Origin of the sequence: Sphingomonas sp. SFZ2018-12, from assembly GCF_022496715.1 — a bacterium.
Lineage (GTDB): Bacteria > Pseudomonadota > Alphaproteobacteria > Sphingomonadales > Sphingomonadaceae > Sphingomonas.
The window spans coordinates 24,158-36,818 of the sequence record NZ_WTFM01000010.1 but is presented as its reverse complement, the minus strand read 5'-3'; the positions used below and the strand labels follow the sequence as shown (position 1 = coordinate 36,818).

Sequence of the window (12,661 nt, the reverse complement as noted above, 5' to 3'; positions counted from 1 at the left end):
CTTCGAGCGATCGCGCGAGATAGGGCAGGAGCGCCGCGTCGGCGCACGCGCACGCATCGGCGACGTCGGCCAAAGACGCCACGCTGAACGACACATCCTCAATCGCCACGCCCGACGCGGGATCCCATGCCGCGAAACGCGTCTCGCTCCACCGGGAAACCCCGCCGATGAACATCGCACCGGTCAGGATCGCTTGCTGCTGCACCTTGTCTCTCCCCATCAAAATGTCAGACCGATCACGCCGCCGGCCGCCGTGGCGACGCTCGATCGTGCCCGTAGCCATTGCGTGGCCTTCTCATGCTGCGTTTGACGCAACCAGAGCGTTGGCGGCAAATCAGCGGCCCCAGGTCCATAAACATTAATATTGACATATCACCAAAGTTGTAAGACCTAAAGTCGATAGCAAAAAAGATGGTGGAGGGTTTATGTCCGGTCCGAGGCTTACGCGGTGGCGTCTCATCCTGCTGGGCAGCGTCGCCCTGACGGTGGCGGCGTCGCCCGCGGGCGCGCAAACCGCGCAGGCGCCGGCTCCCGAAGCGCAGGAAAATGAGGATGCCGATGGCGGTGAGGACGCGATCCTTGTGCTCGGCACCCGTCGCAGTCTGGAGGACGCGCTACTGACCAAGCGCGCGTCGACCCAGATCGTCGATTCGATCTCGTCGGAGGGGATTGGACGACTCCCCGACTTGAACCTTGCTGAGTCGCTGCAGCGGGTTCCCGGCGTTCAGATCAATCGAAGCGCCAACCGGCGCCAGGGCACGGTGTCGATCCGCGGGCTTCCGGGCGATTTTTCCCAGACGCTGATCAACGGTCAGTATCTGGCCAGCCCGGACGTCTCCAACTTCTCCTACGGCACCGTCCGCTCGGAGGTGTTCAGCGGCATTGACGTGATCAAGGCGCAGGGCGCGGATCAGATCACCGGCGGGCTGAGCGGCCTGATCAACTTGCGGACCGGCAGTGCATTCGACGCGCGCGATGGCATCGCGATCAATGCCGATGCGACCTATGAGGAATTGTCGGAAAAATTTGCCCCCGGCGGTGCCATCACCGCCGCCTATGAGATCGTCCCGGGGACGTTCGCCGTGCGGGGCGCGTTCGGATACAAGTCGAGCAAGTTCCGGATCGATAACTTTCAGGTCAATACCTATGACCGCATTGCGGGCGCGGCCACGGCTGACAATGGCGATGACGTCTTCCGTCCGCGCGAAGTTCGCCTGCCCAACCAGTATGTCGAGACCGACTCGCTGTCGGGTTCGTTCGGTGCCGAATGGCGGCCGGTAGACGGCATCAAGGCCGAATTGTTCGGCTTCTACAATGACTTCAGATCGGACGCCGACCAGAATGAGTTCCTGGTCTCCGTTCAGCCCGCCTCGGTCGTCTCAGCGCTCCGCGGTGCCGAGCCAAGCGGGGATTTTGGCAGCACAATCGCGGCAGTTCGGATCGCCAATCCACAGATCAATGTCGACACGCGGCTGCTGACCGAAATCTTCCGGACGGGCGCGATTACGGGGAAGCTCGGCTGGAGCAATGACGACTGGTCGATCACCGGCACCGCGCACTATACCCGGGCGACACGCGACCTCAGAACGCAGGGTTATCAGGCGATCCAGCGTTCCCTGGGCGGCGCCGGCAACGGCTTCAGCGTGGATATCGACAGCGGCTCCGGCAGGCTGGGGGATGCCGTGTTCCGTCTGACCCCGGGTGCCGGGCAGCTGGTCAATCTCCAGCAGGCATTCGGTGCGCCGATCGCGCCGACCTTCCGTGAAATCCGCGCGGTCAATACGCCGGGCGCGTCATTCCTCGGCGGATTCCGCAATCAGGAGGAGTCGGAGGACGAGCTCAGCTTCTCCCTCGACGTCGTGAAGGCGTTCGACAACGGGCCGCTGGACGCAATCCGGATCGGCGGCACCTATCGTGAGAAGACCCAGGATCAAAGCCAGTCGCTCGCCGGCCTGTTCGGCGCAAATGTTTCCGCACTGACCAATGGTTTCTATAACTATTCGCTGTTCGAGGGCGGGCAGCCTTATCTGAACGGGCGGGCAAACGGCATCGATCTATCCGGCTATGGCCAGCTCGATGTGCGCGCGATTACCGCCGCAATCACGCCGGTTTCAGGATCGCCGGCCGGCGCGGCCTATTTCATCGGCCCGGAGGGACTGGTCAACTTCATCGACTCAACCGCGCTGTCGCTGATCTATGACAACAGCCAGAAGATCTATGGCGGCTACGCCATGCTCGACATCGACCAGGAACTCGCCGCCGATGTCCGCGTGCGCGGCAATGTCGGCGTGCGGTATGAGAAGTCCGAACGCGCGACGACGGCCCAGAACCAGCCGCAGGTCTTTGCGCTCACCTATGACAACCTGTTGCCGTCCGCGAACCTGATCTTCGAATTCGGCAGCAACCTGGTGCTGCGCACGTCCTACACCGAAACCCTGCGCCGGCCCCAGGTTGACAGCTTCGCCGTGCTGCGTTCGATCGCGGTGGACGGCACGGGCCAGATCGTCACGATCGGGCTGGGCGCGGCCGATCTTCAGCCCTTCACGTCCGAAAATCTCGACATCTCGCTCGAATGGTACAACCGGCCGGGCAGCAGCGTTTCGCTGCTTGGTTTCCGCAAGAAGGTTTCCGATTTCGCGGGCACCACGCGCCTTTGTCCGGCCGACGGTGGCGGCTTCGGCTTCGGCCCCTTGACGCAGGCGAGCGGCGTCTGCCGCACCGTCAATGCGGTTCCCGCGCAGGGCAGCTTTCCGGCGGTGCTCCAGGGTGCGACGGTCAACATAAACGTGACCGCCAATCAGGACAGCTTCGTCCTGTCCGGGTTCGAGGTCAGCGTTCAGCAGAACCTGGATTTCCTGCCCGCGCCGTGGAACGGCTTTGGCGGACAGGTCAACTATACCAATGTCGATTTCGAAACCGACAGCAGCTTCCGGCTGGGCGAGATTTCAAAGCACACGGTGAACGCGGTGATCTACTACGAGATCAAGCAATTCGGCATCCGGGCGGCGTACAACTACCGAAGCGGCTATTTCCTGGCGAGCGCGGGCACCCAGACGGGCGCCGACCGCAGCGTGCGCGCGCGTGACCAGCTCGACATTTCCGCGACGCTGAACCTGACCGACCGGCTGTCGCTGACCGCGGAAGCCTTCAACGTCACCAACTCCCAGCTGATCGAGTTCGAGGGCGCCGCCAACCGGGTGCGCAACTACTTCGAATATGGCCGCACCTATACGTTCGGTGCCCGCTATCGGCTCTAAAGAGCCCGCGGCCCGGCAAATCGGCGCATTACGGAAGGGAATGACCAATCAACAACCATAAGTAACCGGGAGAATGGGATGTCGAAGTCGAAATTTGGACTCGTCGCGCTGGCAGGGACGGCTGCCGCCGGCGCCCTCGCCGCTTATGGATCATTTGGTTCCGGGGCCCCGTCTGGACCCTTGTCTTCCGGACAATTGCTGGTCGCGGCCAAACCGACGGCCGGTACAGGCGCCACGACGCTGGCCGCCAGCGTCGTGGCGCCGCCCGCAAGCTTTTCATTGCTCGGCACCGTCACCCCGCGCAGCGCGGCTCAGCTGAAAGCAGCGGGCATCACCAGCCCGTTCTCAATCGGCGGCGAGACCACCGATCGCAACTTCAGCACCTATGCGAACTGGAGGACTTATCTGGGGCCACTCGGCTTTCCCAAGGCGCGAGTGCAGACCGGCTGGGCCGACGTCGAACGGGTGCGCGGCACCTATGACTTCGCCAAGCTCGATACCATCGTCACCGACATGAAGGCGCAATCGGTGGAGCCGTGGTTCGACCTCGTCTATGGCAACGCGCTGTACAGCGGCGGCGGCGGCACCGGGCTGGGCGCCGCGCTGCCTTCGGCGGGCAGCGAGGGTCGCGCCGCGTGGCTGAACTTCGTCAGGGCAACGGTTGCACATTTCAACACGCCCGAGCGCAAGGTCACGGAGTGGCAGATCTGGAACGAACCCGATCTCGGCCCCAACAGCGCTTCCGTTTACGCGACCTTTGCTGCGCAGACTGCCCGGGCGATCAAGGAGGTCCAGCCGGAAGCCAAGATCCTGCTCGGTGGCTTCACGCAAGGCGTCATCAGCAATAATTATCAGTACGGTCAGACGGTGCTCACCAACTTCGCGAACGAAAAGGGCAGCACGGTCCCCAACGCCGATGTCCAGGTCGTCTATCACCCGTACAATGCGAACCCGGACGCCAGCTATTCCAGCACCTTTGACAGTTTCCGGGCGTCGGCCGAGGCACGAGGGTTCACGATCCGCCAGGGTGAGAATGGTGCGCCATCCGCGAGCCAGCCTGAATTCGCACTCAACAACCTGCCCTGGACCGAGGATGCCCAGGCGAAATGGGCGCTCCGCCGCCTGCTCGGCGACTTTCGACGCGGGATCGAAAGCAATCTCTTCACGCTGACCGAGCTTCACTATGCCAGCGCCAAGAACCTGAAGGGCATCCTGCAGACGGGGGCGTGGAGCAGCGCGGCGCCCACTTATGGCGACCAGACGGTCCAGCGGCCGAAAGCGGCGTATCGTGCGGTTCAATCGCTGGCCGCGATCTTCGACAGCCGGCTGACCTCGCTGTTCAATCAGGGTTGCACCCTGCCGTCGGGCTATACGATCCAGGCCTATACGCGTCTGGATGCCAACGACATCCGGCGCAACATGCTGGTCGTGTGGCGCAACAACGCGCGACCGGGAGAGAACGAGGCGACCGCCGCGATCAACATCACATGCACCGTATTCCAGTTTCCGCGCTTCGCCTCCAATCCGACGTTGCGCCCCCGCTATGTCGATCTGCTGACTGGCCGCGTCTATGCCCTGACGAGCAGTACGACCGTCGTGCAGGGTGCCAGCGGTGTCACGATCACCGGGCTTCCCGTTTATGACAGTCCGGTGGTGCTGGCCGATCAGGGCATTGCCCTGTTCAACTGAGCCAGTGCAGACGACGGTGCGTGGTTGCGCGGATCGCGATATCGCCGATCTGCGCAACCGGACGATGTAAGCGCGCGTTGGATCATGCGGGGTGAACTGATGGGTTTTTACAGCTTCCTCCCGCCACTGCTGCTTGGAACTGCAACGCTTTCGACATCGAGCGCTGGTTTGCCCGACGTGTACCTCTTGATGGGGCAATCCAATATGTCGGGGCGCGGCGACCTGAATCAGCTGACCATGCACGAACGTGAGCCGGACAGCCGGATCACCGTTTACGCAAACGACGGACATGTTCGACCTGCGAGGGAACCGCTGGACGATGCGTCCGACCAGATCGATCGCGTTTCGGCAGACCCGAACGCGGCGGTTGGGCCAGGTCTTTTTTTCGCGCGTCATCTTCTTGCCGCGCGACGCGTGCCGATCCGGCTGGTCCCCTGTGCCAAGGGGGGAACGTCGATACGTGAATGGCGACCTGATCCGGCACGATCCACGCTCTTCGGATCCTGCATGGCTCGCGCCCGTGAAAGCGGGGGACGGATCGCCGGCATTCTGTGGTATCAAGGGGAAAGCGACACGCGGTCGACGGCGGATGTAACGCGTTGGTCGGCGGATTTCTCAAGGATCGTTTCGGCAGCTCGAACGTCGCTTGGGCAGCCCAATCTGCCGGTCATCCTGGTGCGGATCGCCCGGCAACCGAAAATGCCTGACCTCGCCGCCCGCTATCCGGCCTGGAATGCGCTGAGGTCGGTGCAATTGCGCCTTGAGGCGCGATGCGTCGAACGGGTCGGCGCCGACAATATCCCGCTGAACCCGGATGGCCTGCATCTGTCGACGCCCGCCCAGCGCACGCTTGGCCTGCGGATAGCCGCGACCATGGCACGGCTACAGCGGCAATGTCGAAACAAGTCCGGATCGTAAGACGTGACGTACTGGCCGCCTGATCCTGACGGCGGACCGGATCAGTCAAAGCGGCGGGAATAAAAGCGCCACATGATGATCAGCGCGACCGGGTGCACCAGCGCCAGCACGCTGAACACGGGCACATAGCCCACCCCTTCGATCACCGTGCCGACGCCGGCGTTGAACGCCGCCGCGCCGATGGTGCCGACGCAGCTGATGATCCCGACCGCCGATCCGACCTGGGACTTGGGAAACAGGTCGGCCATCAGGATGTTCGACATGGCAAGCCAGGTGAACGCCATGAAATAGGTGGTCGCAAAGATCGCCATGACGATCGTCACATTGTCGATGAACGGGATCAGCGCGATCAGCGGCGACAGGATGACGGTCGCCTGCATGATGCGGATGCGGCTCTTGGCCGGTGCCCAGCCGCGCGCGATCAGGCGATCGGAAATGGCGGCGGTGACAAAGGTCAGCAGCACCGACAGGAAGGGCGGGATCCACAGGATCCGGCCGACATCGGCCAGCGACAGGCCCATCTGTTCCTGAAGATAGCCGGCCTGCCAATATTGGAAGAAGAACCACACCGGATCGCTGACCAGTCGCGCCAGCAGCACGCCCCATAGCAGGGGATTGCGGATCAGCGCCGTGAAGCCGGGGCGCGGCACCGCAGCTTCCGCCTTGAGCGTCGCGCGGTCCTGTGGCGGGCTCCGATCGGCGAACCACCACAGCACTGCGAACACGATGCCGGTGATGCCGGGAACGATGAACCCGGCGCGCCAGCCATAGGCGAGCGCCAGCCCGGCGATCAGCGGCGGCGACAGGATCGCGCCCATCGTCTGCAACGGGTTCTTGATCGCATAGACGGTGGCGAGCCGGTCGCGCGGGAACCAGTTGACGAGTGCATACAGGGTCGCCGGCAGCAGCCCCGCCTCCGCCGCGCCCAGCACCGCCCGCCATGCGACGAGTTCGGGGAAGGTGCGCGACAGGCCAGCGCCGATCGTCGCGCCCGACCACACCAGGACAAACAGCGTGAGCGGCCCGCGACTGCCCCACCGATCGACGATCCGTCCGCACAGGATGTAGCAGATCGCGTAAGGCACCATGAACGCGGTCACCAGCAGCGAGTAAGCGGAATCGCCGACCCCGAACTCCGCCTTCAGCGTTGTCTTGAGCACCGACACGGCGTTGCGGTCGATCATGCCCAGCGCGTAGTCGATCGTCATCAGCGCCAGCACCCACCAGGCGGCCAGCGGGATCGACTTAAGCGGGGTAGCGCGCGCCTCGCCCGTTGATCCTTCGCCAACCGGCGCTGCCACTTGCGTCGCCATCACCACATCTCGACCAGCACTGCGTCACTCACGACCACCGGCGCGTCATAGACCGGCAGCGCCGTCAGCTGGAGCGTATCACCCTTCGATTCCGCGACCCCGTCGGTGCGATAGACGGCGCTGGTCAGCAGATCGACGTACAGCGGCGCATCGGCAAGGCGCACGCCCGTACAGCTTATGTCGACCGACTGATGGTGCGGCTTTTCGCCTGGGCGGTCGCTGCTGCGCCAGGCGACGATCGCGCTCGCGCCGTCGTCGCGGCGAAAGGCGGCGACGGTAACGTTCGCGTCCGAGGCGCGGCATGGCGCCGCGACCGGCTTCAGTCGCGCGTCGAAAATCGATGTGACCGACTGCATCGCGCGATAACCCATCTTGGCGCGGACCACTTGCTTGTCGTCGTTGCGCCCACTTGGGTCGTAGCGGCGCGTCTCCAGCAGCCCCTTGCTGTTCAGCGCCACCGCCGCCGTCTTTCGTGCCTGGGACGCATTGAAGCCGGCACCGCGCTCGGCAGCGACCGAGTAATGCAGGTCGGTCAGCGTGAAAACCGACGTCCACATGCCGCGCGCGGCGTCGTTGAGCATCCGGCGCAGCACCCATTTCGCCTGGGCTTCCTCGGTCCACCACAGGTTCGACAGCGCGAACAGCGGCTGGTTGATCGACGGCGCGCCGCTCTCCCCCTGGCGCAGCACCAGTCCGGGGTCGATGGTGTGCAGATCCGCGATCAGGGCGTCGAGGGCGTCGTTCGCACCCTCCGGGCGGGGATTGTAGATGTGGATGCCGACCACTTGCGCCAGTCCGCGACCACCGCGCGCGACAAAGGTTCGCGTCGCCTGGCGGATGAACGCATTGCCCTCCGCCGATCCCAGGCCGGAGAAACCGGCGATGCTGATCGTCGCATCGGGCTGCGCTGATCGGACGGTCTGGGCGGTCTCGGCGGCGAATTCACCGAACTCTTCGGCGGTGAACTTGCCGATCAATTCGGGTTCGTTCCACAGCTCCCAATAATCGACCTGGTCGCGGTAGCGGGTGACGATGGCGCGGACATAGGCAAGCCAGGCCCGCCGTGCCGCACCGCGCGGCAGATCGCTGTCCCGCTGTGCGCTGCCACCGCCGGGAATCGCCGGGTTGCCGAAACCAAGCGTGAACCAGGGACGCACGCCGTCCGCGGCAATCCCCGCAACTACGGGGTCGAGCCAGGTGAAGTCATACATCCCTGGCTGACGCTCGGTCCGCGCCCAGCCGGACTGCAGCCGAGCATGCTTGGCCCCCAACGGACCGAGATAATCGCGCCATGCCTCGTAGCGGCTGAAGTCGCGGTCGATCGTCTCGGTGCCGATCGACCAGTCATTCCGGGCGATTTCGCGCGCGGATTTCGGCGCGACCTCGCCGATCAGCACGAGCCGCTGTTCCAGCGCCGCCTCCTGCGCCATTGCCGAGGCGCTGGCGATCAGGCAGATTATCGTCGCGATCCAAGCCTTGCCCATGAGCGCCTCGCTTGCAATTAGCCATAAAAGTATTACAACTTTGTCGCATAGCAAACGACTTGGCAACAGCTAACTGAAACGGGGGCGATGCAACCATGGAACAGGCCGATGATGCCGTGATCCGCTCGTTGCAATGCTTGCGCTGGGTGTCGGTGAGCGGATGATGGGCAACCCGGCGATGGCGGGGACCCGCGCGGACGAACGTCGCGAGCCAGCTAATAAGCCGGGCGCGGCGAAGGCTGGGGTAAGGTCGGCGATCAAGCGCGCGCTCGACCCGGCCGGCATCCTCGACCCCGGCAAGATCTTCGCGCCTGGGATCGCCGCTGATGACGGTATCTCCCAGTGACGCCGACCGCCATCAGTGCGCTGCGCGCGCGGGTGGGCGAAAGCGCATGTTGGTCGGTGCGCGACCAAAGCCTGTTCAGCGTCGACATCTGGTCCCGCGAGCTGTGGCGGCACGATGCCGATCATCAGCCCGCCCGCTTCGCCATGCCGGAAATGGCGGCCTGCGTCGTCCCGGCGGATGAAGGCGTGCTCGTCGCGCTCGAATCACATCTGCTTGCTGGCAATCCCGACCAAGGGGCATGGCGGCGCGTCGATGCGCCGGCCGACCATCCGGACACGCATCGCTTCAACGATGCCTGCGTCGCGCCCGACCAAAGCCTGGTGATCGGCACGATGCATAAAAGCCATCTGGGCGCGTCGCCGACCGGCACGCTCTATCGTCTGGCGCAGGGCCGATGGTCGGTGCTCGCCACCGGTTTCTGGACGATCAATGGCCTCGCCTTTTCCCCAGACGGCTGCTGGCTGTATCTGTCTGACTCGCATCCCGAAGTTCAGATGGTGTGGCGCGCGCCGTGGGACGGCGGCGCGATCGGCCCGCGCCAGGTGTTCGCGCGCTTCGATTCGCTACGCGGCCGGCCGGACGGTGCGACGGTGGATGCGCGCGGCAATTACTGGATCGCGGGGGTGGGCGGCGGCTGCGTCCACTGCTTCGACGCGGAAGGCGTTCATGTCGCTGAGATCGATATGCCGGTTGAAAACCCGACGCGCGTCGCCGTTGGCGGCCCGGCACTCGACCGGCTCTATGTGACGAGCATGGCCGAGCGACTGACACGGCCCGACCCGGCGGGCCTGGCGGGCGCGGTGCTGATGATCGACGGCGTGGCGGGCGGCATCGCCACGCCATTCTGCGTCATGCGGGATGGCGCGGCGCCAGGCGGCTAATCCAGCGCGTCACCCCGGCCGATATTCGCCCGCCTGATAGGCTAGATAGCGCGCTTCGGCGTCGGCATTGGGCGGATATGTACCGATCACCGAACGGCCCGCCCGCATCTCGGCGAGCGCAAACTCCTCGAACGCTTCCATCGGGCCGACTTCGGCGGCGATCTCGTCGGCGAGGTGCGCGGGCACGACGATCACGCCGTCACTGTCGCCGACCATGATGTCGCCGGGATAGACGGGGGCACCGCCGCAACCGATGGGCACATTCATGTCGATCGCATGATGCTTCGACAAATTGGTCGGTGCGCTGGGGCCCGCGGCGAAGCAGGGCATCGACAAGGTTGCGATGGTATCGACATCGCGAACGCCGGCATCGGTGACGACCCCCGCGCAGCCGCGCACTTCGAGCCGCGTGAACAGGATCGACCCGCCCGATGCGGCCGATGCGTCGCGGCGACAGTCCATGACCAGGACATGGCCGGGCGGCACCGTTTCGACCGCGACACGCTGGGCGTGCTTGGGATCGCGGAACGATTCAACCACGTCGATATCCTCCCGCGCCGGAATGTAGCGCAGCGTGAATGCCGGTCCGGCCATGTGCCGCGGACCTGGACCGATCAGGCGTGCGCCCTGGACATATTGATTGCGCAAGCCCCGTTTGAGCAACAGCGTCGCGAGCGAAGACGTGGCGGCGGTCTTTAGTCGCGCCAACGCCTCCGCCGATACCTGGACCGGATCATCCCTCACGCGCTTCCCCTTCGATCGACTTGAATTGGCTGGCGCGCGCGCGCCTTGCCTGAAAATAGACGCGCTCGTCGGCGGTCCCTGCTGCATAGGCGGCAAGATAGCGTTCGCCACCCGCCTGAACATTGTGCCCGGGGGGATGCCGCGCCACTTCCTCCAGGATCAGATCCACGCCCAGGCCCGGGCGGTCGGGGACGATCACATGGCCGTCGACGACGTCGATCGGGTGGCTCACCACGCGGTCGCGGCCCGGCCAGTCGGTCAGGAAACGTTCGTGGATCAGGGCGTTGGGGATCGACGCCAGGAAATGGATCGCGGCATATTCGGCGACCGGCCCCAGCGTGCCGGAATGCGGTGCCACCTGGACAAAATGCGCTTCGGCAAGTGCCGCGATCTTGCGCAGCTGGCTGATGCCGCCCACGCGGCCCGTATCGGGCTGAATGATGTCCACCAGCCCCTGCTCGATCAGGGCACGATAGCCCCATAGCAACGCCAGCCGTTCGCCGGCGGCAATCGGCAGGTCGGTCGCCGCGCGCACCCGCTTCAGTCCGTCCAGATCTTCAGGCGGGACGGGCTCTTCGACGAACATCGGCTGGTGCGGCTCAAGCTGGCGGATCGTCGCGATCGCGTCGGCAGCGGTCAGCCACGGAGGCCCGTGCAGGTCGACCGCCAGGTCGATCTCGTCCCCCAGCTCGCGCCTGAACAGCGCGATCTTGGCCGCCGCATCGGTCACATTGCCGGTCTTGAGCGCCGTGAAGCCGGCGTTGATCGCGCCGCGCGCGGTTTCGAGCGAGCTGGCATGAACATAGGCGCGGATGCGATCGCGGAACCGACCGCCCAGCATTCGCCAGACCGGCACGCCGAGCGCCTTGGCATTGAGGTCCCACAGCGCCATGTCGATTGCGCCGATCGCGCCCGCGCCGACGACCCCGGTCTGGCCGTGCCCCATCTGGGCAACGAACATCCGGTGCCACAACTGGTCGATGTTGCGGGCGTCCTCGCCGATCAACAACGGTGCCAAGTCGGCAATGGCGGCGCCGACCACCAGCGGCCATCCGCTGCCCTCACCGACGCCATGGACGCCTTCATCGGTGTCGATCCGCACGAAGCACCAATTGCGGCTGCCCGCCGCGCTCATCCCCTGCGCCGACCAGCTCGTCTCCGTCGGCGCGCCCGCCTGCATCACATAAGGGGTAACCAACGTGATCCGCATGTCATCCTCAAAAAGGTATGACAACTTTTAACATATCGATTAGCTTAGACAAGTGCCGATTTCAAAACACGCCATCGAAAACACGCCGGATCGCATTGTTCAGGTGCGTGCGCATCGCGGTTCGCGCGCCTTCGGGGTCGTTCGCCATGATCGCATCGAACACCGCGATATGTTCGGCATGGAGCAGCGCCAGCCGCTCGGGCGTGCGCACCTGCATGAAACTGGGCGTAATGCCCATCGCCGTGATGATGCTCTCGCGCAACCCCTGCATCGTGTCGTGGAAGAAGCGGTTACCGGTGGCGCGCGCGACGGCCAAGTGGAAGGCGAAGTCATCATTTACTTCCATCCGCAGGCCAGCGCGATCCTGCTCCAGGCGCTCGACGGCGACGATCAGGTCGTCGCGGTCCTCGGCGCGGCCGGCCGCTGCGTGATAGGCGGACTCGCCTTCAAAGCTGACCCGGAACTCGAGGCAGCGGCGCATGTCCGCGATCGAGGTGAGCGGCTTTGCGTTGGTCGTCGTCACCCGCCGCTGCACATAGGTGCCAGATCCGCGTCGCGACACGACCACGCCGCTGTCGCGCAGGCGCGCCAGTGCCTCGCGCACGACGGGCCGCGAGACGCCGAGCATCTCCGCAAATTCATTCTCGGTCGGCAGCCGCGAGTCGATCGCATACTCGCCCGACTGGATGCGGCCGGCGATCTTGGCATAAACCAGATCGCCCAATTTGACCGAACTGGCGTCGGCTTCGCTCATGCAAGGTTCCGTTCCGTATCCCAGCCCTGCGAACGTGGTTGCCCGACAATTCCCACCAGTTCAAC

General features: G+C 64.8%; 10 protein-coding genes and 1 pseudogene. 5 read left to right on the top strand and 6 right to left on the bottom strand.

Annotated features, from left to right (window positions below; genetic code table 11):
- Positions 1–205: pseudogene (locus GO308_RS18390) on the bottom strand (aldehyde dehydrogenase (NADP(+))); the annotation flags it as partial.
- Between the two features lie 220 nt (positions 206–425).
- Here GO308_RS18390 and GO308_RS18385 point away from each other — a divergent pair.
- The 3 genes from GO308_RS18385 (at position 426) to GO308_RS18375 (ending at position 5,864) form a co-directional block, all read left to right on the top strand.
- Positions 426–3,257 carry a TonB-dependent receptor gene (locus tag GO308_RS18385; RefSeq protein WP_240886430.1) on the top strand — a complete coding sequence of 944 codons (2,832 nt, stop codon included), beginning with the start codon at positions 426–428 and terminating at the stop codon, positions 3,255–3,257.
- 255 nt (positions 3,258–3,512) lie between these two features.
- Positions 3,513–4,946, top strand: coding sequence for a hypothetical protein (locus GO308_RS18380; RefSeq protein ID WP_240886429.1), 1,434 nt, complete (start codon positions 3,513–3,515; stop codon positions 4,944–4,946).
- Between the two features lie 84 nt (positions 4,947–5,030).
- Positions 5,031–5,864: a sialate O-acetylesterase gene (locus tag GO308_RS18375; RefSeq protein ID WP_240886428.1), complete on the top strand. Its 834-nt coding sequence runs from the start codon at positions 5,031–5,033 to the stop codon at positions 5,862–5,864.
- Positions 5,865–5,905: 41 nt separating this feature from the next.
- Here GO308_RS18375 and GO308_RS18370 read toward each other — a convergent pair whose 3' ends face one another.
- Positions 5,906–7,165 (bottom strand): MFS transporter, encoded by a 1,260-nt coding sequence (locus GO308_RS18370; RefSeq protein ID WP_240886427.1) that lies wholly within the window; start codon positions 7,163–7,165, stop codon positions 5,906–5,908.
- An 11-nt stretch (positions 7,166–7,176) separates the two neighbouring features.
- Positions 7,177–8,661, bottom strand: a complete 1,485-nt coding sequence (locus GO308_RS18365; RefSeq protein WP_240886426.1) for a hypothetical protein — start codon at positions 8,659–8,661, stop codon at positions 7,177–7,179.
- Between the two features lie 133 nt (positions 8,662–8,794).
- Between GO308_RS18365 and GO308_RS18360 the strand changes: the two genes are divergently transcribed.
- Positions 8,795–9,007 (top strand): hypothetical protein, encoded by a 213-nt coding sequence (locus GO308_RS18360; RefSeq protein WP_240886425.1) that lies wholly within the window; start codon positions 8,795–8,797, stop codon positions 9,005–9,007.
- Positions 9,004–9,888 (top strand): SMP-30/gluconolactonase/LRE family protein, encoded by an 885-nt coding sequence (locus tag GO308_RS18355; RefSeq protein ID WP_240886424.1) that lies wholly within the window; start codon positions 9,004–9,006, stop codon positions 9,886–9,888. Before GO308_RS18360 ends, GO308_RS18355 begins: the two co-directional genes overlap by 4 nt.
- Positions 9,889–9,897: 9 nt before the next feature.
- Here GO308_RS18355 and GO308_RS18350 read toward each other — a convergent pair whose 3' ends face one another.
- The 3 genes from GO308_RS18350 to GO308_RS18340 form a co-directional block, all read right to left on the bottom strand.
- The gene (locus GO308_RS18350) at positions 9,898–10,632 is read right to left on the bottom strand and encodes a ribonuclease activity regulator RraA (RefSeq protein WP_240886423.1); all 735 of its coding nucleotides are present in this window, start codon (positions 10,630–10,632) and stop codon (positions 9,898–9,900) included.
- Positions 10,622–11,842, bottom strand: a complete 1,221-nt coding sequence (locus GO308_RS18345) for a mandelate racemase/muconate lactonizing enzyme family protein (protein ID WP_240886422.1) — start codon at positions 11,840–11,842, stop codon at positions 10,622–10,624. Before GO308_RS18345 ends, GO308_RS18350 begins: the two co-directional genes overlap by 11 nt.
- 61 nt (positions 11,843–11,903) lie before the next feature.
- Complete coding sequence (locus GO308_RS18340) at positions 11,904–12,596, bottom strand: FadR/GntR family transcriptional regulator (RefSeq protein WP_240886421.1); 693 nt, start codon at positions 12,594–12,596, stop codon at positions 11,904–11,906.
- Between the last annotated feature and the right edge of the window lie 65 nt (positions 12,597–12,661).

Bases quoted from the DNA above. Each gene is read 5' to 3' on its own strand.
- GO308_RS18345 (WP_240886422.1), bottom strand. From the start codon at position 11,842: ATGCGGATCACGTTGGTTACCCCTTATGTGATGCAGGCGGGCGCGCCG.
- GO308_RS18375 (WP_240886428.1), top strand. From the start codon at position 5,031: ATGCGGGGTGAACTGATGGGTTTTTACAGCTTCCTCCCGCCACTGCTG.
- GO308_RS18385 (WP_240886430.1), top strand. From the start codon at position 426: ATGTCCGGTCCGAGGCTTACGCGGTGGCGTCTCATCCTGCTGGGCAGC.
- GO308_RS18340 (WP_240886421.1), bottom strand. From the start codon at position 12,596: ATGAGCGAAGCCGACGCCAGTTCGGTCAAATTGGGCGATCTGGTTTAT.
- GO308_RS18360 (WP_240886425.1), top strand. From the start codon at position 8,795: ATGCTTGCGCTGGGTGTCGGTGAGCGGATGATGGGCAACCCGGCGATG.
- GO308_RS18365 (WP_240886426.1), bottom strand. From the start codon at position 8,661: ATGGGCAAGGCTTGGATCGCGACGATAATCTGCCTGATCGCCAGCGCC.